We start from the raw sequence: 20,560 nt of genomic DNA, 5'->3' as shown, positions 1-20,560 counted from the left end.
GTCATCCGTTCACCATCGCGCCGAGTTGCTCGGCGGCTTCTCTGAGCATCGCCACACGCTCCGCAGACTCGCCGGAGGCGGGGAGCATCGTCGTGGTCCCCAGGACGGCCATCGCCGCCTGGATGTCGTGGTCGCCGAACACCGGCGCCGCCACGGACGCCAGTCCGACCCTGCCGAGATCGGCCCAGGCGATGCGGTCGCGGCGGATGAGGGCCAGTTCGGCGTTCTCGCGCCTGGCCTCCTCTGCATCGAGTCCCGCGTGCAGGCGAGGGACGACGGTCGGGTCGGACTGGAAGGCGAGGAGCACTCTGGTCTGGGCGGCTTTGAGTTCGAGCGCCGCACCGACCCTGACCGTCAGCACGATCGTGCCGGCGTTCGCCTCCTCGACGTGGGCGACGACCGCGCCGGAGCGGCCGAGGAAGCTGAGGACAGCGGTCAGGCCGGTGGCGTCGGAGAGCTGTCGGAGCATCGTCGGGGCCAGCGACAGGATCTGCTGTCTGCTCGACACCAGTCCGGAGAGCTGGTCGATGAGGCGGCCGGGGCCGTACGACGCGCTGAGGAAGCCGGACGCCTGAAGCGAGAGCAGGTAGCGGTGCGCGGTCGTGCGGTTGAGGCCGAGGCGCTCCGAGACGAGGGCGGGGGAGAGCGTCCGCGTGTGCTGGTCGAAGAGGTCCAGGACCATCGCGGCGCGCTCGATCGACTGGATGCCGCCCCTGTCGGAATCGGGGAGGGCGATCGCCCGGGGCTCGTCGCCGTGTGCTGCAGTCTGCTCGATCATGACTCACCTCCTCGTCGAGGGTCGAAGCGTTGTCAGCGTTCAGTAAAGCAAGTAAATGTCCATAATGCAATCCACAATTTCGGATCATGAACATTCCGGATGAGCTAGAGCGCAGCGTTTTTCGAGACTTCCAGTGGACAAGGGCTGCTTTCGTCCGTATTCTGAACGAAAAGTACGTGATCCGAACACAAGGAGGTTCTCGGATGCTCGCCACCGATGACACGCCCACCCCGTCCCCCGCGCTGCTGAAGGTTCTCGAGGGAGCCGTCGATCTGCATGTCCACTCCGGCCCGAGCCCGTTCCCGCGCCGGCTCGATCACGTGGAGGCGTCGTACGACGCCGCACGCATCGGCATGCGCGCCATCCTGATCAAGTCGCACCACCACAACACGGTGATGGACCTGCTCGCGATGGGCGACCGCCTCAGGGAGGCGCCGACCCCGGCATATGGCGGGGTCGCGCTCAACTCGGAGGTCGGCGGCATCAACCCGTCGGCCGTCGCCGTCGCCATCCAGATGGGCGGTCGCGCCGTGTGGGGGCCGACGGTCTCGGCCGGCCAGCATATCCGCGCGCACAGCCACGACGACGGGTTCCCGACCGCCGGGTCGAACCTGGAAGAGAAGGAGGAGACGGTCTGGGCCGCCGACGGGAATGTCTCGGCGGAGACCGTGCGGGTGACGCAGCTGATCGGTCAGGCAGACATCATGCTCTCCGGCGGCCACCTCGACGCCGAGTCGATGAAGGCGCTGTTCGCGACCGCGAAGGAGAACGGCGTGCGTCGCCTGCTCCTGCACCACCCGGACTTCATCGTCAACGCATCGGACAACGATGTGGAGGAGATGATCGGCCTGGGCGCCTTCGTGGAGCACGAGTTGTCGATGTACCACCCGGGCGTCCCCGCCCCCGGTTTCCCGATCTCCCAGCTCGTCGACTGGATCGAGAAGGTCGGACCCGAGCACACGGTGATCGACTCCGACCTCGGCCAGAAGGGCAACCCGCTCCCGGTCGACGGCTACCTGTATGTGGTGCAGCAGCTGCTCGACCACGGGGTGAAGGAGCAGGACATCCGGCAGATGATCTGCCGCAACACGGCGTTCCTGCTCGGCCTCGAGGCGAGCAACCGATGAAGGCGGCAGAGAAGGTGATCATCAGCACGGCCGTCACCGGCTCGGTGAACGTGCCGTCGCAGAGCGATCACCTGCCCCTCTCCGCCGACCAGGTGGTTGCGTCGGCGCTGGAGGCGGTGGCAGCCGGGTCGGCCATCATCCACCTCCACGCCCGCCACCCGGATGGCCGCCCCGCCTGGGAGGCCGAGGTGTACGAGCAGATCGTGCCGCGCATCCTGGAGCAGACGGATGCGGTGATCAACATCACCACCGGCGGCTCGTCGGCGATGTCGATGCAGGAGCGCCTGGCCGGAGCCCTGCGATTCGCCCCGGAGCTGGCATCCCTCAACATGGGCTCGATGAACTTCGTGTACTCCGGGATCGCGGACAAGGTGACGGAGTGGAAGCACGAGTGGGAGCGGCAGTACGTGCTGAACACGTACTCCCAGCCGTTCATCAACTCCTTCGACCGCATCGAGTACACCCTGCGCGAGCTCGGAGAGAAGCTCGGGACCCGGTTCGAGTACGAGTGCTACGACATCGGGCACCTCTACACGCTGGCATACTTCGCCGACCGCGGGCTCGTGAAGCCTCCGTTCCTCATCCAGGGCGTCTTCGGCATCCTGGGCGGCATCGGCGCCGACCACGCGAACCTGACCCACATGGTGGCCATCGCCGACAAGCTCTTCGGCGACGAATATGCGTTCTCGGCCTTCGCGGCCGGGCGCGCACAGCTGCAGTTCGGCACCCACAGCGCCTGGCTCGGCGGGCACGTCCGGGTGGGACTGGAGGACAGCCTGTGGATCGGCAAGGGAGAGCTCGCGACGAGCAACGCCCAGCAGGTCCGCAAGATCCGCGCCGTGGTCGAAGACCTCGGCCGGCCGATCGCGACGCCGGACGACGCCCGCCGGATGCTCGCGCTCAAGGGCGCGGACCTGGTCACGCTCTAAGCACACGGACGAGAAGGAACGAACATGACGATGTATGCCAAAGACGACATCCGCTCGCAGCTCGCCGTCGCGCAGCCGACGGCGCGCGCGATCGACCCGGCCACGCCGATCAAGCCGTCGCAGTGGATCGCGTTCCACGACCTCGAGCCGTCGTTCGTCGGGGAGGCCGGTGGCCGGACCTGGGTCGCGCGGGCCGCGAACCTGGTGATCGCGTACTCCGAGGCCAAGGCCGGCGAGGTGTTCTCGCGCACCGGGCAGCCAGACGAGTATGCGGTGCTGCTCTACTCCGACAGCGCGCCGTTGCGCATCACCGCCGGCGGCCGGACCGCTGAGGTGGTCGAGGAGGCGTTCGTCGCCGTGCCTCCCGGGGACAGCATGGTGGAGGTGCTGGCCGATGGTCCGGTCATCCGGTTGTTCTCGACGGTCGACGACGCCCTGCGCGCGACCGCCGTCAACGCCGACGCCTATGCGGAACCCGACCTCCGGGCGGCTCCTCTCGAGCCGTGGCCGGACCCGGTCGGAGGCTTCCGGCTGCGCGTCTACCTTCTCGCGGACACCCCGATCGCGGATGGCCGCTTCGGCCGGATCTTCCGCACGACGAACCTCATGGTCAACTTCCTCGCCGAAGAGCCGGGGCCCCGCGATCAGCACAAGCTCTCTCCCCACCACCACGACGACTTCGAGCAGATCTCGTTCGGCGTGAAGGGGCGATTCGTGCACCACATCCGCTATCCGTGGGGACCGGACTCCGCCCAGTGGCGGCCAGACGAGCATCGCGAGATCGGCACGCCGTCGATCTGCGTCATCCCGCCGCCAACGGTGCACACGACCCAGGGCGTCGGCGGCCATCAGCAGCTCCTCGACATCTTCTCGCCCCCGCGCGAGGACTTCTCGGCCTCCGGCTGGGTCCTCAACGCCGACGACTACCCTGCGCGGTGAGCATGCTGCCTCGATCGAGCATGTTCAAGCAGGCACTGGCCGTGTCCACCGGCCCCGCCATCGGCACCTGGGTCAAGCTGCCGGCGATGGAGAGCATGGAGCTCATCGCCCACGCCGGCTTCGACTTCGCGGTGATCGACCTGGAGCACTCGGCGATGAGCGTCGAGACCGCTTCCCGGCACATCGGGGTCGCCCTGCTCGCCGGTGTCTCGCCGATCGTGCGCATCCCGGCGCTCGACGGCGGTCTCGTGCAGCGGGTCCTCGACGCGGGAGCGGAGGGCATCATGCTCCCGCACGTCGACACGGTCGCTCAGGCGCGAGACGCCGCGGCGGCCGTGCGGTTCGCCCCCCTCGGCACCCGCGGGGTCGGAAGCACGAGCCGCGCCGGCGGCTGGGGTGCGATGCCGCGCTCGGAGTATCTGCGCTACGGCAACGAGGAGGTGGTGCTGATCGCCCAGATCGAAAGCGCCGCCGCCGCCCGCTCCGCCGAGGAGATCGCGTCGGTCGACGGGGTGGACGCCCTGCTGATCGGCGCCGCCGACCTGTCCACCGCCGAAGGCCGTACAGAGACCGACCCGGAGATCGTGGCCATCATCGAGACGGCGATCCGCGGCGGTCACGCTGCCGGTGTGCCGGTCGGCAACGCCGGGGGAGCGTCGGCCGCGTCGGTGCAGGCAGCCGTCGACGCCGGGTACCGTTTCACGATGATGAGCAACGACGCGAGTCTGCTCGGCGCTGCCGCAGCGTCCGCGCTCGCCGCGGGGAGGACGGTCACCTATGCCTGACACCCGCCGGCCCGGCTCCCTCCCGGAAGGAACTGCAATGACCGTACCCTCTCGATCGCCTCTGCTCGCCGGCAAGGTCGTCCTCGTCGTCGGCGCCAGCGCGGGCATCGGCGCCGACGCGGCCCGGGTGTTCGCCGCGCACGGAGCGTCCGTCATGCTCGTCGCCCGCACGGAGGGCCCCCTGCGCGCCGTCGCCGACGAGCTCACCGCGGCCGGGCACGATGCAGCACACGCCATCGGCGACATCAGCGTCGCCGCAGACGTCGCCAGGGTCGTCGACGCCACCGTCGAGCGCTTCGGCCGGCTCGACGGCGCGTTCAACAACGCCGGCCTGACCCAGGGCGGCCGCCTGGACGAGGTGTCCGAGGAGGACTTCGACCGCATCCTCGCCGTCAACGTCAAGGGCGTGTGGCTGTGCCTCCGCGAGGAGCTGCGCATCATGCGGCAGGCGGGGGCGGGCTCCATCGTGAACGTCAGCAGCATCGGCGGTCTGCGCGGCAGCTCCGGGATGGGCGCATATCAGGCCACCAAGCACGCCGTCATCGGTCTCACCCGCACCGCGGCGCACGACAACGGCCCGGTGGGCGTGCGCGTCAACGCGCTCGCGCCCGGCCCGACGGAGACGCCCATGCTCGACCAGACCCGCGCCGCCATCCCCGGCGGGGTCGAGGCGCGTATCGCCGCGACCCCGCTGCGCAAGGTCGGCAGCGGGGCAGAGGTCGGCGAGGCAGCAGCCTGGCTGTTGAGCGACCTCGCGAGCCACATCAGCGGCGTCGTGCTGCCCGTCGACGGGGGTTTCAGTGCCTGACCACGCATCGCCTGACCCCGCATCGCACCAGAGAAGAGGAACCACCATGCCAGCCTCCGGCACCCTTCGGCTGCCCCCGCGCATCCACTTCGGTTTCGGCGTGCGCGCCCAGTTGCCGCGGGTGATCGCCGAGCACGGGATCCGCGTGTTCGCCGTCGTCGACCCGATGCTCGCATCGTCGCCCGAGTTCCTCGCCGTCCTGGACGGGCTCGACCGGTCCGGCCTCACGGTCGAGGTCCACACCGACGTGCTGCCCGAGCTGCCCGTCGACTCGCTCACCGCATCCGGAGCAGCAGCCGCCGCGTTCGCCCCTGACGTGGTCCTCGGCTACGGCGGCGGCAGCGCACTCGATGCAGCGAAGCTGGTGGCACTGCTCGTGGCCCACAGCGGTGTTCTGAGCGACTACTACGGCGAGAACCGGGTGCCGGGTCCGGTGCTGCCGATCGTCGCCGTGCCCACCACCGCCGGAACGGGATCCGAGGTGACGCCTGTCGCGGTCGTCTCCGACCCGGCGCAGACGATGAAGATCGGCATCTCCAGCCCGTATCTCGTGCCAGCGGCAGCCCTGGTGGATCCCGAGCTCACGCTCGGAGCACCGCCGTCCGTCACCGCGTTCTCCGGCATCGACGCCCTCGTGCACGGGCTCGAATCGTTCACGGCGGCCGACCTGCCGCTGGACTGGTCGGGGGACCTCCCCGTCTTCACCGGGCACAACCTGTTCGCCGACCGTCTCGCCCTCGACGCGATCCGCGCCATCGCCCCCAACCTCGCGAGCGCTGTCGCGGACGGCGGCGACCGGGATGCGCGCGAGCAGGTCGCGCTCGGCAGCCTGCTTGCCGGGATGTCGTTCGGCCCGAGCGGAACCCATCTCTCGCACGCGCTGCAGTACCCGATCGGAGCGTTGACCAAGACCCCCCACGGACTCGGCACCGGACTCATGATCCCGTACGTGCTTCAGGCGTGCGTGCCCGTCATCCCCGAGAAGCTGGCCGCGATCGACGCGGCCATGGGCGGAACGGAGACGGACACCCGGATCGCCGCGCAGGATGCGGTGGACCGAGTAGCCGACCTCTGCCGCACCATCGGCATCCCCGGCAGTCTCGCCGAGCTCGGCATCGAGCGCGACCAGCTGCCGCACATCGCCGAGCTGGCGCTGCGCTCGAAACGTCTCGTCGACATCTCGCCGATCGGCTCCGACCCCGCACTGCTGCTCGCCATCCTCGAGGCGGCCTACGCGGGCGACCGCGCCATGCTCGCCGCCCCCGTCCGCTGACCACCACCCTCCCTGGAGAACGCCCATGACCAGCACCCTCCCCGCGCCGACCACGGCCTCCCTTCCGCTCGTCTCCGACCTGTTCATCGACGGCGAATGGCGGCAGGGATCGGCCCGGACGACGTTCCCCGTCGTCGACCCGTCCGACGGCAGCACCATCGCCGACTTCGCCATCGCCACCCGCGAGGACTGCCTCGCCGCCGTCGAGGCTGCCTCTGCGGCGCAGGCGGCCTGGGCGGACACCCCGCCCCGGCAGCGCAGCGAACTGCTGCGCGCCGCATACGAGGTGCTCACCGACGAGGTGGAGCTGTTCGCCGAAATCATGATCCGCGAGAACGGCAAGTCGTACGCAGACGCGATCGGCGAGGCGAACTACGCCAAGGAGTTCTTCCGGTGGTTCGCCGAGGAGGCCGTGCGCATCCCGGGCGAGTACCGGCTCTCCCCTGCCGGAGACAAGCGCATCGTGGTCGACCGCCAGCCGATCGGGGTCTCCCTGCTGATCACCCCCTGGAACTTCCCGGCCGCGATGGCGACGCGCAAGCTCGCGCCGGCGCTCGCCGCCGGCTGTACGGTCATCCTGAAGCCGGCCAGGGAGACGCCGCTGACCGCCGCGTACGTGGTCGACGTGCTGCGCAGGGTCGGCTTCCCGGCGGGTGTGGTGAACCTGGTCACCCCGGTGCCGACCGGGCCGATCGTCGCCGAGATGCTCGCGCATCCTGCTGTCAGGAAGCTTTCCTTCACCGGTTCGACCGAGGTCGGCCGCGAACTGCTGCACGCCTGCGCTGACACGGTGGTGAGCGCGTCGATGGAGCTGGGCGGCAACGCCCCGGTGGTCGTCCTCCCCGGCGCCGACCTCGACGTGACGGTGCGGGAGTCCCTACTGGCCAAGATGCGCAACGGCGGCTCGGCGTGCACCGCGGCGAACCGCTTCTACGTGCACTCCAGCATCCACGACGAGTTCGTCGCACGCCTGGCCGGCGAGCTCGGAGCGCTGAAGGTCGGCCCCGGCCTCGACCGGTCCAACCAGCTCGGCGCCCTGGTCTCCGTCAAGGAGCGCGACAAGGTGGCTGCTCTCGTGGACTCGGCGGTGCGCGACGGTGCGACCGTCGTGCAGGGTGGCCGCAGCTCGGCGGTGGGTGCGTTCTACGACGCGACCCTGGTCACGGATGTCCGCCACGGCTCCGAGATCAACGCGAACGAGATCTTCGGACCGGTCACCGCCGTGGTGCGATACGACGACGTGGACGAGGCGGTGCGGATGGCGAACGACACCATCTTCGGCCTGATGGCCTACGTCTTCGGCGAGGAGCGGGAAGCCATCGCGGTCGCACGCCGCCTGGAGGCCGGCATGATCGCCATCAACCGCGGCGTGGTGAGCGACCCCGCCGCCCCGTTCGGCGGCGTCAAGCAGAGCGGGCTCGGCCGCGAAGGCTCCAGCGAGGGCATTCTGGAGTTCCTGGAGGAGAAGTATCTGGCCCTGACGGCGTGATGCGGGCACGTCACCGGAGCAGGTCGGCGACGGCCGCCACCCCAGCCCGGATCGACTCCTCCGACGTGTTGCCGAACCCGAACACCAGCTGCGGCGGATGCGGGCTGTTCGTCGAGCGGTACGTGCTCATCCCGTAGAGCGCGACCCCGCGCGTGCGGGCCTCGTCGACGATCTGCTGCTCGTCCGCATCCGGTGCCAGGTGGGCGACCGCGTGGAACCCCGCCGCCAGGCCGGTCAGTCTCACCGTCGGCGCGTGCGCCAGCAGAGCAGAGGCGAGCGCGTCGCGGCGGGCGGCGTAGAGGGTGCGCATCCGGCGGAGGTGCCGGTCGTAGCGTCCGGACTCGATGAGACGGGCGAGGGCGAGCTGGTCGAGCGTCGGTGCGCCGCGGTCGGCGGACTCCTTCGCGGCCGCCACTTCGTCTGCGAGCCAGGCCGGCGTCACCGTCCAGCCCAGGCGCAGGGCGGGCGCGAGTGACTTGCTCACGGTTCCGAGCGTGACCACCCGGTCCGGCGCCAGCCCCTGCAACGATCCGATCGGTTCGCGGTCGTAGCGGAACTCGGCGTCGTAGTCGTCCTCCACGATGATGCCGTCGCGGCGCACGGCCCAGGCGAGCAGCTCGCGGCGCCGCTCGGGGGCGAGAACGACGCCGGTCGGCCACTGGTGCGCGGGGGTCAGCACCACCGCGCGTGCTCCACTCGCGTCGAGCGCCGCCACGTCGATGCCGAGCTCGTCCACCGGCACGGGCACGGCCGAGCCGCCGACCGCCTCCGCCGCGCGCGTGACCGTGCCGATCGAGCCGGGATCCTCCACCGCCATCGTGGCGATGCCGCGCCGGGCGAGTGCGCGGAACGTGAGCGCGACGCCCTGGGCGAATCCCGCGCACACGACGATCTGGGCAGACCGAGCGTTCATCCCCCTGACGCGCCGGAGGTACGCGGCGACCACCTCCCGCAGGCTCGGGTCTCCGCGCGGGTCGCCGTAGTCGAAGGCGGCGTTCGGGGCGCTCCTCGTCGCTTCGCGGATCGCCCACGTCCAGTCGTCGCGCGGGATCGTGCCGAGGTCGGGGACTCCCGACGCGAAGTCGGCGACCCGGGCGGGTGGGGTGTGCGGCACCCCGACGGTCGGCGCCTCCCCGACTCCCTCGACCGGCTCGACCGGCTCGACTTGCACCGCGGCGACGCGCGTCGCCGATCCGGTCTGCGCGACGAGGTATCCCTCCGACCGCAACTGCTCGTAGCAGTCCTGGACCGTTCCGCGGGCCACGCCGAGGCTGGCGGCGAAATCGCGCGAGGAGGGGAGCCGTTCGCCTGCCGCGAGCCGCCCATCCTGGATCGCGGCCCGCAGGTTCGTCTGTAGTTGGGTGCGCAGCGGAACGCCGGAGTCGCGGTCCAGCCGGACCAGCAGCTCGGGAGTCGAATTGGACCACTCCACCGCCATGCGAATGGATCTTACCGCCATGCCACCCCGAATTTAGGGTCGTTCCCATGACCACGATGAGCCTCAGCACCACCGCCCTTCCGCAGCGTTCCCCGCTGGTGACGCGCCCGCTCCTGCTGCGCTTCGTCTCGATCGTCGCCTGCTCTGTCGGCTTCTTCCTCCCGCTCGCCGCCGTGCCGCTGCTCGCGGACGCGAACTCACCGGTCGGCGGCGGCGTCGCCAACGGCGCGCTGCTCGCGGCGACCGTCGCCGGCGAGCTGGCCTCGCCGTGGCTGATGCAGCGGGTCGGCGCCCGGGCGGTCCTCGCGGTGGGGCTCGTGCTGCTCGGAGCTCCGACGTTCGTTCTGCTGTTCTCCGTGTCCCTCCCCGTTCTCGTGACCACCGGCGTGCTGCGGGGTCTGGGCTTCGCGCTGGCGATCGTCGCGGGAGGCGCGGTGACCGCGGCGATCGTCCCGGCCGATCGCCGCGGCGAGGGCCTCGCGCTCGCCGGGCTGGTGAGCGCCGTTCCTTCGCTGCTCGCGCTGCCGCTCGGGGTGACTCTCAGCGCCGTGGCTGGTCCCGGATGGGTGTTCGCGATCGCCGGGGCGGTGCCTCTGTTCGCGGTGGCGTCGGTCGGCGGGCTGCCCGGGCGCGCAGCAGGGGCGCAGACGGCGCAGGTCTCCTCGCGAACCTCCGGACGGTCGGGGACCGGCATCCTCGTGGGCCTGCGCTCCCCGGAGCTGCTGCGGCCGGCGCTCGTGTTCGCGGCCTCCGCGGCCGTCGCCGGGGTCGTCGTCACCTGTGTCCCCGGTGCGCTGACCGGCTCCGCCTCCGCTCTCGCTCCCGCCCTGCTGCTGGTGCAGCCGGCCGCGGCGGGGCTGGGACGCTGGCTCGCCGGCCGGTACGGCGACCGTCTCGGGCACCGCCGCCTGTTCCTCCCCGGCATCGCACTCTCGGCCGTCGGTATGGCCGCGATGGCGGCGACCGCCAGCGCTCCCCTCGTGCTCGCCGGCGGCGTGGTCTTCGGTCTCGGCTTCGGCACCCTGCAGAACAGCACCATCTCCGCCATGTACGAGCGTGCGGACGAACGGCAGTTCGCCACCGTCAGCGCCCTCTGGAACGCGGGCTACGACGGCGGTATGGCGGCGGGCGCGTTCGCGGTCAGCGCCCTCGCCGCCCTGGTCGGGCCGGCCCTCGCTTTCCTCGCGCTCGCCGTGGCGCTGCCGCTGGTCCTCACGCTCGTGCGGCGCAGCGCATCCGCCAGTGCAACCATCACCGCATCCACCACCGGTCCCACCCGATAACGCACCACCGACAGAAGGAGAACGACAATGGGAACACTCACGGTCGCGATGTTCATGACCATCGACGGATTCACCGAGCGGGCGGACGGCAGCTTGATTTCGCCGGACTGGTCCGACGAAATGCAGCAGTATTGGTCGGGCACGAACGCGCACGACGGCCAGCTGCTCGTGTACGGACGCACCGCCTTAGAGTTCAACGCGGCGTACTGGCCGACAGCTGACACCGCCGAGAACGGCGACGAGTACCGGGCGTTCGCCCGCACCATGAACCGCCTGCCGAAGGTGGTCATCTCGGACACTCTCGAGCAGCCGGGATGGAACGCCACCGTCGAGCGCGGCCCACTGGACGAGGCGGTCACCCGCATCAAGCAGCGCCATGACGGTGAAATCGTGGCCGTCGGCGGCATCTCCCTCGTCGCGGCCCTGACAAAGTCCGGCCTCGTCGACCACTACCGCCTGCTGCTGATGCCACGCCTGGCCGGCTCCGGCCGCTCCATCTTCGCCGACGGACTCCCCGCCACCGACCTGACGTTGGTCGGCTCCCGCCAGCTCGACACCGGCGCACTGCTGCTCGACTACGACGCGGGGCGGGAAGTGCGGCAGGGCGACTGAGACGACGGGCGCCGCCACGACTCCGGAGAGAGGTGACGGCGCCCGCGTTCGACCAGAGAGGTCAGAGGCTCGCGAGGAGCTTCTTCATCTCGGCGATCTCGGCGGTCTGCGCTGTGACGATCTTCTTCGCCAGCGCGACGGCATCGGTCGCCTGTCCCTTTTCGGTCTCGGCCGCCGCCATGGTGATGGCGCCCTCGTGGTGCTGGATCATCTGGGTAAGGAACAGCCGGGATGCCTCGGTGCCGGACGCCGCGGTGAGCGCGTCCATGTCCTGCTGCGACATCATGCCGCTGCCGTCCATGTTCATACCGCTCATGCCGGTCTCCTGCCCCCAGGCCCGGAGCCACCCGTTCATGGTGTCGATCTCCGGCTGTTGAGCAGCCTTGATCTTCTGCGCGAGCCCGGTCACCTGCGCGTCGACACCCTGCTTATTCAGTAGGGTGTCGGACATCTCGATGGCCTGCTGATGGTGGGCCACCATCTCCATCGCGAACGTGACGTCTGCGTGGTTGTGGTCGGAGGTCGCGGCGTCCGTGCTGGAGCTGTGGTCCATCCCCGGCATGTTCCCCATCCCGGAGCCGTCCCCGGAGGGGCCGGGCGTGCATCCGGCCAGTGCCGTTGCGGTCAGGAGGGCGCCGGAGGCGAGCGCGATCAGTCTGATGTTCATGTGGATTGTCTCTTTCGTCGTGTGGATGTGCAGATGTTGGGCAGGCTGAAGCACCACCGCGCGTGCGCGGCGGTGCTGCGTGCGTCATCTGCGGTCGACGGAGAGAGCCAGAAGAGACGGCGGCGACGATCCGATGGTCCTGGCGGCCGTCCGGATCAGGGTGGAGGGTGCGGCTTGCGTGCCGGGACCGAGCAGAGCCCTGGCCAGAGCGGGAGCCAGCAGCAGGATGGTCGCGGCGAGCAGCGCGAGCGTGCACACCATGACGGTCATGTCGTGCATCGGGTCGCAACCGCCGGCGGCGCAGGCGCTGGTCGTTCCCGTGGCTGACATCGCCGCAGGGAGAGCCCAGGGGTCCGCGGCGGTTCCGTGAGACGGAGCCTGGTCCGCGACACCGGCCGCCACGTGGGACGCGGCGAATTCGTGCGGTTGGCTCACCGGTGTGCTGACCACGTGCATGGCCAGGATGCCCGCGACGATGCCCGCGACCGCGATCAGGAGGATGAACAGGCGGCGCCACGTGCGGGTGTTCATCGAGATGCCGTCGGCGAGCATGCGTTCTCCTTCCGCTGCCACGCTAGCGGCACAGTCTGGATGCGCGGCCGGGGCGTCGTCGGGCCAACAAAAAACCCCCGGCGAACCGGGGGTTTTCTCTGGTGGCTCCGACCGGCATCGATCCGGTGACCTTTCGATTTTCAGTCGAACGCTCTACCAACTGAGCTACAGAGCCTCTCGAGACGACCGATGCCGCCTCTAGACGGAAGCCCTTCCCAAGGGAAGGGCTTCTCGTCGTGGCGACCCTGACGGGACTTGAACCCGCGACCTCCGCCGTGACAGGGCGGCACGCTAACCAACTGCGCTACAGGGCCTCAATGTGAAGCTATTCAATTATATAGGACGCCGTTACCTTCAACGGACAGTGACCCCAACGGGATTCGAACCCGTGCTGCCGCCGTGAAAGGGCGGTGTCCTAGGCCGCTAAACGATGGGGCCGGAACGTCACGGATCGCTTTCACTTTCCGATGACCACCGACGAACAAGCATACGGAAACCCCCGGGCAAAAGCGAATCCTGCGTGCATCCCGGGCGGGTCCGGCTGTTCGGGATGCGCGGGGCCGGACCGCGCGCGCACCCAGCGGCGCGCATTCCACCCATTTCCGCCATGCCGCGACCATCCCGCGACCAGCCAGCGAATGGTCACGGTTTCCTCTCGATCGCGGGTTAGATTCGCTCTCGACGGCCGCCCGGGCTGTCCGTGCAGTCGCGCGCCGCCCCCCGTCGATCTCCGTGTCTTCGAGCATCCACAGCCCACCGACCCTGGGCTCCCGGAGTGCTTGTTGCTAAAGTTGCACACGTTGACAGCGGGACCCGTGTGACTCATGTGACTCAAACGAGCACGAGCGAACGGGTTCGAGGAAACGATGAAGCGCACTGAACCGGTCTCACCCAGCCCCCGACGAGCTCCCGCCGCCGGGCGCGCCGGCCTGCTCGGCCGCACAGGCTCCATCCGGCACCGGATGCGCGCCCTGGTCGCCGCCATCGGCGTCGCGACCGTCTTCGCGGTCGGCGCCGTCGCTGCCCCCGCGTACGCGGACCAGTACCCGAGCTGGCAGGACGTCCAGAACGCCAAGGCCAACGCCGGAGCGGCCTCCGCGCAGGTCGACAGGATCAACGGACTCATCAGCCAGCTCAAGGGCGAGGTGGCGGCCACGCAGGCCGAGGCCGTCAAGCGCGGCCAGGAGCTGCAGGCGGCGGAGGCTGCGTTCGACGACGCCAACATCAAGGCCGACCTCATCCAGAAGCAGGCGGACGAGAGCCAGAAGAAGGCGGACGACGCGAGCGTTCAGGCCGGCAAGCTCGCCGCCCAGCTGTACCGCACGGGTGGTCGCAACCTCACAGCCAACCTCTTCCTGAGCGGCAACGGCGCCTCGAGCACCAGCCCGGACAAGCTGCTCTCCGACCTCGGCAGCATGTCGAAGCTGGTCGAGCAGTCCAACAGGGTCTACACCGACGCCAAGGCCGCTCAGAACACGGCGAAAGCGCTCGCCGCACAGGCCGTCGTGGCCAAGGCGGAGCGCGAGAAGCTGCGGATCGCCGCGGAGGCCGCGCTCAAGGCTGCGGCCGAGGCCGCGAAGGCCGCCCAGGACAAGCTCGCGGAGCAGCAGAAGCAGATCGTCGTGATGCAGGCGCAGCTCGCCGCTCTGCGCGACACCGTCAGCAAGACCGTCGCCGGCTACGAGGCCGGTGTCGCGGCAGCGGCGGCAGCCGCGGCTGCGCAGGGCTCCGGCGGACTGCCGGGCGGCTATGTCGGCCCGCAGGGCTGGGCCGTCCCCGCCGCCGGCCCGATCACCGACGGCTTCGGCTCCCGCCCGTCGCCGGGCGGCGTCGGCAGCACATACCACCAGGGCATCGACATCGGCGCGGGATGCAACTCGCCGATCTACGCCGCATATCCAGGCGTCGTCGAGTACGCGGGCCCCAACGGCTCGTACGGCAACTTCGTCCTGATCAACCACGGAAGCGGTGTGCAGACCGGTTATGCGCACATCCGCAACGGAGGGATCCTCGTCGGCATCGGCCAGTCGGTCAGTGCCGGCCAGCCGATCGCACGCGTCGGCACGACCGGCGCATCCACGGGGTGCCACCTGCACTTCGAGGTGCGCCTCGGCGGCGTGAAGATCGACGGGATTCCGTTCATGAGGGAAAGGCAGGCACCACTTGGCTAGCCAGAACGACAGGCCGCGGGTTCGCCCCGGCGTCATGATCGGCGCGGGCGTCATGGGTGTGGTCACCGCATCCGTCGGCGTCATCGCCGCGCCCGCATTCGCAGACGACTACCCGTCGTGGAACGACGTGCAGCAGGCGAAAGCGAACGTCCAGAACCAGCAGGCGATGATCGACAACATCACCCAGCTGATCTCCGGACTGCAGTCCTCGGTGGATGCGGCCCGCGTCGCCTCCGAGAAGGCGGCGGAGGCGTACTTCCAGGCGAAGGACGCTCTGACGGCGGCCACCAAGAAGGAAGCCGACCTGCAGAAGCAGGCGTCTGCCGCGGCGGAGAAGGCCAAGACCTCGCAGATGCGCGCCGGTCTGCTCGCCTCCCACCTGGCGAAGTCGAGCGGCGGCGGCGACCTCTCCGTCGATCTGATGCTGAAGGGCGGCGGTTCCGGTTCCGCCGCCGACAAGCTGCTCTACCAGCTGGGCACGATGAGCAAGCTCACCGCCCAGTCGAAGGACGTCTACGAGCAGGCCACCAAAGACAAGAACAACGCGGAGTCGCTGACCGCGCAGGCGAAGGTCGCCAAGACCGAGCGCCAGTCGCTGGCCGCGAAGGCCGACGACGCGCTCAAGGCCGCTCAGGATGCGCAGGCGCAGGCCCAGGCGGCGCTCGCCACCCAGCAGAGCAAGTCCACCGAGCTGGTCGCCCAGCTCGCCACGCTGAAGAACACGTCGACCCAGACCGAGGCCGCGTATCTGCAGGGCGAGCAGGTCAGGGCCGCACAGGCGGCTGCTGCCGCAGCGGCTGCGGAGGCAGAGCGCCAGCGGCAGGAGCAGGCGAAGAACTCCGGCGGAGGCGGCGGCAACGGTGGAGGCGGCGGTGGAGGCGGCGGTACAGCCCCCAGCGGCGGCGGCGGAGGCGGCGGCCCGGTCGCACCGCCGAACGGCAACGTCGTCGACACGGCGATCGCCTACGCGCGCGCCCAGCTCGGCAAGCCGTACATCTTCGGTGGAGAGGGCCCTGGCGGCTACGACTGCTCCGGCCTCACCATGAAGGCCTACGGGTACGCCGGCGTCTACATTGGCAGCCACTCGGTCAACAACCAGTACTACACCGCGGCCAACCGCGGCCAGCTGGTCTCGTACAGCGACAAGCAGGCGGGTGACCTCATCTTCTGGGGCGACGCTCCCGGCGATTTCTACCACGTGGGCATCTACATCGGCGGCGGCATGATGATCGCGGCCCCCACCGAGGGCGACGTCGTCAAGATCCAGTCCGTCTGGGGCTCCCCCTGGTACCAGGTCGCCCGCCCCAGCGCCTGACAACGGTCCTTAAATAATCGAGTCCGGACTTATGCACGCGACACGCCGCGGCGGGCGTGCATAAGTCCGGACTCGATTGCGTGGGGACTAGTGGCCCTCTTCGGCGAGCTTGGCGATGCCCGCCTCGATGATGGCGTTCGCCTCTGCGGCGTCGCCCCAGCCGTCGACCTTGACCCACTTGCCGGCCTCGAGGTCCTTGTAGTGCTCGAAGAAGTGCTGGATCTCGGCGCGGGTGCCCTCCGGGATGTCATCGACGTCCTGGATGTGCGCCCAGCGCGGGTCCTTGTACTGCACGGCGATCACCTTGGCGTCGCTGCCGGCCTCGTCGCTCATGTTGAGCACGCCGACCGGGCGCACCTTGATGCCCACGCCGGGGAACACCGGGTACTCGAGCAGCACGAGCACGTCGACGGGGTCGCCGTCGAGGCCGAGCGTGTTCTCGAAGAACCCGTAGTCGGTCGGGTAGACGAACCCGGTGTAGAGCACGCGGTCGAGGTACACCCGGCCGGTCTCGTGGTCCACTTCGTACTTGTTGCGGCTCCCCTTGGGGATTTCGATGATCGCATCGTATTCGGCCATGGTGTTCTCTCCTTGTGTCGAAAAGTCTGCAATAACGTTACTGGATGCACCTCAACGGTTCTCCAGGCGCCGAACCGCCCCGCGCCGAACGCCGCCCCCGTCTCACCCCGCCGATCGCGGACGCGCGGCGTGCGGTGCGCACCGCACTGGCAGCGGCGGCTGTGCTCGAAGCCCCGGATGCGCACGACGACCACGGGCCGGAGCGACCGCATCCACTGTCCGCCGGCGCGCTGGTGCTCGTCGGCCTGAGCGGGGGAGCGGACTCGCTCGCCCTTGCAGCCGCCACCGCCTTCGAGGCGCCGCGCGCCGGATACCGGGCGGGCGCCGTGATCGTCGACCACGGCCTGCAACCCGGCTCTGCCGACGTCGCCGCCGCCGCAGCAACCACCGCCCGCGGTCTGGGCCTCGACCCCGTGATCGTCGAGACGGTGACCGTGGATGCGGACAGCTCCGGTCCGGAGGCCGCCGCACGCGCCGCCCGCCACGCCGCCTTCTCCCGGGCACGCGCATCCACGGGCGCTGAGCGCATCCTGCTGGCGCACACCCTCGACGACCAGGCGGAGACGGTCCTGCTCGGCCTCGCCCGCGGCTCCGGCCCGGGCAGCCTGCAAGGCATGGCGGCGGACACCGGCACACTGCTGCGCCCGTTCCTCGCGCTGCGCAGGGAGACCACGCACGCGTTCTGCTCTGACAGCGGGCTGACCCCGTGGGAGGACCCACACAACTCAGACCCGTCGTACGCGAGGGTGCGGGTGCGCTCGACCGTGCTCCCCGTGCTCGAACGGGAGCTGGGTCCCGGCATCGCCGAGGCGCTCGCCCGCACGGCGGAACAGCTGCGCGAGGACGACGACGCGCTCGACGGCCTCGCCCTCGACTGGGCGCTCGAACTGGTGACCCAGACCGACGACGGAGCGGTCGCCCTCGACGTGCGCGGGCTCGCGGCCGACCCTCCTGCCCTTCGTCAGCGGATCATCCGGCTGGTCGTCTCCGCCGAGTTCGGGGTGTCGCTCAGCCGCGCGCACACGCTCGCGGTCGCCGAGCTGATCACCGACTGGCACGGCCAGGGTCCGCTCAGCCTCCCAGGCGTTAGAGTTGTCAGGCAGAACGGGCTGCTCATGTTTTCCCCCAACTCTTAAGGACAGCACCTCCCTCATGGAACTCACGGACGTTCACGACGACCTGACCGAGATTCTCATCACCGAGGAGCAGATCCGCTCCCGTATCGCCGAGCTCTGCCGCGAGATCGAACGCGACTACGCCGGCAAAGACGTCCTCCTGATCGGCGTGCTCAAGGGCGCCGTCATGGTCATGGCCGACCTGGCGCGCGAGCTGAAGATCCCGGTCACGATGGACTGGATGGCCGTGAGCTCGTACGGCTCCGGCACCGCGTCGAGCGGGGTCGTGCGCATCCTGAAAGACCTGGACACCGACCTGGACGGCAAGACCGTTCTGATCGTCGAGGACATCATCGACTCCGGCCTCACCCTGTCGTGGCTGCTGGCCAACCTGCGCTCGCGCGGCCCGGAGTCCATCGAGATCTGCACCCTGCTGCGCAAGCCGGAGGCCGCCAGGGTCGAGATCGACGTGAAGTACGTCGGGTTCGAGATCCCGAACCAGTTCGTGGTCGGCTATGGCCTCGACTACGCGGAGAAGTACCGCAATCTGCGGGGCGTCGGCATTCTCGCGCCCTCCGTGTACAGCTGATCCCGACCGGGCGATCACGGGCGTTCTGAACGCCCGGCGCGCCCAGAGCGAACACGCAGGCGGCGCACAGTCCCGTGGCGGTACTCTGGCTGCACCATGAACGTCAAGAAGATCTTCCGCGGGCCGATTCTCTACATCGTGCTGGCCATCGTCGCAGTGTGGATCGGCTCGAGCCTGATCACCATGTCGGGCTTCAAGGCAGTGTCGACGCAGAAGGGCCTCGAGCTCCTGCAAGACGACAAGGTCTCGAGCGCGAAGATCGTGGACGGTGAGAACCGCGTCGACCTGAATCTGAAGACGGCCGACAAGACGCTCGGCAGCCAGGTGCAGTTCTACTACGTCACGCCCCGCGGCGCCGACGTGGTCAAGGCCGTCGACGACGCCAACCTGCCGAAGGGCTACGACGACGAGGTCCCGCAGCCCAACTGGCTGCTCTCCGCGCTCGGCTTCCTCATCCCCGTGCTGCTGATCGGCGTGTTCTTCTGGATCATGCTGTCCGGGATGCAGGGCGGCGGCAACAAGGTCATGCAGTTCGGCAAGTCCAGGGCCAAGCTCGTCACGAAGGAGAGCCCCAAGGTCACCTTCGAAGACGTGGCAGGCTCCGACGAGGCCATCGAAGAGCTCGAAGAGATCAAGGACTTCCTCAAGGAGCCGGCGAAGTTCCAGGCGGTCGGCGCCCGCATCCCGAAGGGCGTGCTGCTGTACGGCCCTCCAGGAACGGGTAAGACCCTGCTCGCCCGCGCCGTCGCCGGTGAGGCCGGCGTGCCGTTCTACTCGATCTCCGGTTCGGACTTCGTCGAGATGTTCGTCGGTGTCGGCGCAAGCCGTGTCCGCGACCTGTTCCAGCAGGCCAAGGAGAACGCTCCGGCCATCATCTTCGTCGACGAGATCGACGCGGTGGGTCGCCACCGTGGCGCCGGTCTCGGCGGCGGGCACGACGAGCGCGAGCAGACGCTGAACCAGCTGCTCGTGGAGATGGACGGCTTCGACCCGAAGACCAACGTCATCCTGATCGCGGCCACCAACCGTCCGGACATCCTCGACCCTGCGCTGCTGCGCCCCGGTCGCTTCGACCGCCAGATCGGCGTCGACGCCCCCGACATGGTCGGCCGCAAGAAGATCCTCGAGGTGCACGGACGCGGCAAGCCGCTCGCCGCCTCCGTCGACCTCGAAGTGCTGGCGCGCAAGACGCCGGGCTTCACCGGTGCAGACCTGGCCAACGTGCTCAACGAGGCCGCCCTGCTGACCGCCCGCTCCAACGCGCAGCTGATCGACAACCGTGCGCTGGATGAGGCCGTCGACCGTGTGATCGCCGGTCCCCAGAAGCGCACCCGCGTGATGAAGGACCAGGAGAAGCTGATCACGGCGTACCACGAGGGCGGCCACGCTCTCGCCGCCGCCGCGATGCGTCACACCGACCCCGTCACCAAGATCACGATCCTCCCGCGTGGCCGTGCCCTCGGATACACGATGGTCATGCCGCTGGAAGACAAGTACTCGGTCACCCGCAACGAGCTGCTCGACCAGCTCGCATACGCGATGGGCGGCCGTGTCGCGGAGGAGATCGTGTTCCACGACCCCACCACCGGCGCATCCAACGACATCGAGAAGGCCACCTCCATCGCCCGCAAGATGGTCACCGAATACGGCATGAGCGCCGACATCGGCTCCGTCAAGCTCGGCCAGGCCAACGGCGAGATGTTCCTCGGCCGCGACATGGGTCACCAGCGCGACTACTCCGAGCGCATCGCCGAGCAGGTGGACGCCGAGGTGCGCACCCTGATCGAGAAGGCGCACGACGAGGCCTGGCAGGTCATCAACGAGAACCGCGCTGTGCTCGACCGGCTCGCCGCCGCTCTCCTGGAGCAGGAGACGCTCGACCACAACCAGATCGCCGAGATCTTCGAAGACGTGGTGAAGCTGCCGGAGCGCCCGCAGTGGCTGTCCAGCGACAAGCGCCCGATCTCCGACCTCCCTCCGATCGACTACCCCAAGGCCAAGGCGCCGATCGACGCCGGCGCCGTGGACGGTGGAGTCGACTCCGAGCCGCCGTCGAAGCCCAAGCGCGCACCCGTTCGCAAGCCGCGCCCGGCCACCGCGTAGAGCCGGCG

At 69.5% G+C, this 20,560-nt stretch carries 19 protein-coding genes and 3 tRNA genes; 14 read left to right on the top strand and 8 right to left on the bottom strand.

Going from position 1 to position 20,560, the window contains the following annotated elements; all coding sequences use genetic code 11:
* Window position 1: 1 nt before the first annotated feature.
* Window positions 2-778 (bottom strand): IclR family transcriptional regulator, encoded by a 777-nt coding sequence (locus B7438_RS07985; protein WP_085369015.1) that lies wholly within the window; start codon window positions 776-778, stop codon window positions 2-4.
* A 203-nt stretch (window positions 779-981) separates the two neighbouring features.
* On the opposite strand from B7438_RS07985, the gene B7438_RS07980 reads away from it, so the two are divergent.
* From B7438_RS07980 to B7438_RS07950, 7 genes are read left to right on the top strand one after another with little or no spacing between them, the layout of a single operon-like run.
* Window positions 982-1,905: a DUF6282 family protein gene (locus B7438_RS07980; RefSeq protein ID WP_085369014.1), complete on the top strand. Its 924-nt coding sequence runs from the start codon at window positions 982-984 to the stop codon at window positions 1,903-1,905.
* Window positions 1,902-2,834, top strand: a complete 933-nt coding sequence (locus tag B7438_RS07975) for a 3-keto-5-aminohexanoate cleavage protein (protein ID WP_085369104.1) — start codon at window positions 1,902-1,904, stop codon at window positions 2,832-2,834. The genes B7438_RS07980 and B7438_RS07975 overlap by 4 nt, the downstream gene beginning before the upstream one ends.
* Window positions 2,835-2,858: 24 nt before the next feature.
* Entirely contained in the window at window positions 2,859-3,773 is a 915-nt protein-coding gene (locus B7438_RS07970) for a hypothetical protein (protein WP_085369013.1), read from the top strand.
* Between the two features lie 2 nt (window positions 3,774-3,775).
* The gene (locus B7438_RS07965; RefSeq protein WP_085369012.1) at window positions 3,776-4,558 is read left to right on the top strand and encodes an HpcH/HpaI aldolase/citrate lyase family protein; all 783 of its coding nucleotides are present in this window, start codon (window positions 3,776-3,778) and stop codon (window positions 4,556-4,558) included.
* 37 nt (window positions 4,559-4,595) lie between these two features.
* Window positions 4,596-5,366 (top strand): SDR family NAD(P)-dependent oxidoreductase, encoded by a 771-nt coding sequence (locus tag B7438_RS07960; protein WP_085369011.1) that lies wholly within the window; start codon window positions 4,596-4,598, stop codon window positions 5,364-5,366.
* A gap of 46 nt (window positions 5,367-5,412) precedes the next feature.
* Entirely contained in the window at window positions 5,413-6,639 is a 1,227-nt protein-coding gene (locus tag B7438_RS07955) for an iron-containing alcohol dehydrogenase (protein ID WP_085369010.1), read from the top strand.
* Window positions 6,640-6,664: 25 nt separating this feature from the next.
* A complete protein-coding gene (locus B7438_RS07950) occupies window positions 6,665-8,128 on the top strand; it encodes an NAD-dependent succinate-semialdehyde dehydrogenase (RefSeq protein WP_085369009.1) in 1,464 nt (487 codons plus the stop codon).
* Window positions 8,129-8,138: 10 nt separating this feature from the next.
* Here B7438_RS07950 and B7438_RS07945 read toward each other — a convergent pair whose 3' ends face one another.
* Window positions 8,139-9,566 (bottom strand): PLP-dependent aminotransferase family protein, encoded by a 1,428-nt coding sequence (locus B7438_RS07945; RefSeq protein ID WP_085369008.1) that lies wholly within the window; start codon window positions 9,564-9,566, stop codon window positions 8,139-8,141.
* 47 nt (window positions 9,567-9,613) lie between these two features.
* Between B7438_RS07945 and B7438_RS07940 the strand changes: the two genes are divergently transcribed.
* Together B7438_RS07940 and B7438_RS07935 are read left to right on the top strand one after the other, a co-directional pair.
* On the top strand, window positions 9,614-10,849 hold the full coding sequence (locus B7438_RS07940; RefSeq protein WP_085369007.1) for an MFS transporter: 1,236 nt from the start codon (window positions 9,614-9,616) through the stop codon (window positions 10,847-10,849).
* Window positions 10,850-10,876: 27 nt separating this feature from the next.
* Entirely contained in the window at window positions 10,877-11,461 is a 585-nt protein-coding gene (locus tag B7438_RS07935; RefSeq protein ID WP_085369006.1) for a dihydrofolate reductase family protein, read from the top strand.
* Between the two features lie 61 nt (window positions 11,462-11,522).
* Here the strand turns inward: B7438_RS07935 and B7438_RS07930 are convergent, their stop codons facing one another.
* From B7438_RS07930 to B7438_RS07910, 5 genes are all read right to left on the bottom strand, one after another.
* Window positions 11,523-12,128 (bottom strand): DUF305 domain-containing protein, encoded by a 606-nt coding sequence (locus B7438_RS07930; protein ID WP_085369005.1) that lies wholly within the window; start codon window positions 12,126-12,128, stop codon window positions 11,523-11,525.
* A gap of 84 nt (window positions 12,129-12,212) precedes the next feature.
* Window positions 12,213-12,680: a DUF6153 family protein gene (locus B7438_RS07925; RefSeq protein ID WP_085369004.1), complete on the bottom strand. Its 468-nt coding sequence runs from the start codon at window positions 12,678-12,680 to the stop codon at window positions 12,213-12,215.
* Window positions 12,681-12,779: 99 nt separating this feature from the next.
* Window positions 12,780-12,855 (bottom strand) — tRNA-Phe (locus B7438_RS07920).
* A gap of 62 nt (window positions 12,856-12,917) precedes the next feature.
* Window positions 12,918-12,994: transfer RNA gene (locus tag B7438_RS07915), tRNA-Asp, on the bottom strand.
* Between the two features lie 51 nt (window positions 12,995-13,045).
* Window positions 13,046-13,118: transfer RNA gene (locus B7438_RS07910), tRNA-Glu, on the bottom strand.
* A gap of 428 nt (window positions 13,119-13,546) precedes the next feature.
* On the opposite strand from B7438_RS07910, the gene B7438_RS07905 reads away from it, so the two are divergent.
* Entirely contained in the window at window positions 13,547-14,851 is a 1,305-nt protein-coding gene (locus tag B7438_RS07905; protein WP_256921921.1) for a M23 family metallopeptidase, read from the top strand.
* Window positions 14,844-16,166, top strand: a complete 1,323-nt coding sequence (locus B7438_RS07900) for an NlpC/P60 family protein (protein WP_085369003.1) — start codon at window positions 14,844-14,846, stop codon at window positions 16,164-16,166. Before B7438_RS07905 ends, B7438_RS07900 begins: the two co-directional genes overlap by 8 nt.
* Before the next feature lie 87 nt (window positions 16,167-16,253).
* Here B7438_RS07900 and ppa read toward each other — a convergent pair whose 3' ends face one another.
* Window positions 16,254-16,778 (bottom strand): inorganic diphosphatase, encoded by a 525-nt coding sequence (ppa, locus tag B7438_RS07895; protein WP_256921931.1) that lies wholly within the window; start codon window positions 16,776-16,778, stop codon window positions 16,254-16,256.
* An 11-nt stretch (window positions 16,779-16,789) separates the two neighbouring features.
* Between ppa and tilS the strand changes: the two genes are divergently transcribed.
* The 3 genes from tilS to ftsH all read left to right on the top strand — a co-directional run bounded on the left by tilS (window position 16,790) and on the right by ftsH (window position 20,552).
* On the top strand, window positions 16,790-17,881 hold the full coding sequence (tilS, locus tag B7438_RS07890) for a tRNA lysidine(34) synthetase TilS (protein ID WP_085369001.1): 1,092 nt from the start codon (window positions 16,790-16,792) through the stop codon (window positions 17,879-17,881).
* Between the two features lie 16 nt (window positions 17,882-17,897).
* Window positions 17,898-18,449 carry a hypoxanthine phosphoribosyltransferase gene (hpt, locus tag B7438_RS07885; RefSeq protein WP_055899140.1) on the top strand — a complete coding sequence of 184 codons (552 nt, stop codon included), beginning with the start codon at window positions 17,898-17,900 and terminating at the stop codon, window positions 18,447-18,449.
* Window positions 18,450-18,545: 96 nt separating this feature from the next.
* Window positions 18,546-20,552 (top strand): ATP-dependent zinc metalloprotease FtsH, encoded by a 2,007-nt coding sequence (gene ftsH / locus B7438_RS07880; RefSeq protein WP_085369000.1) that lies wholly within the window; start codon window positions 18,546-18,548, stop codon window positions 20,550-20,552.
* The last annotated feature ends 8 nt before the right edge of the window (window positions 20,553-20,560 follow it).

Source organism: Leifsonia sp. NCR5 (genome assembly GCF_002105485.1).
Classification (GTDB): domain Bacteria; phylum Actinomycetota; class Actinomycetes; order Actinomycetales; family Microbacteriaceae; genus Leifsonia.
Note: the sequence above shows the minus strand (reverse complement) of the source record. Positions and strands in the feature narration are given on the sequence as shown.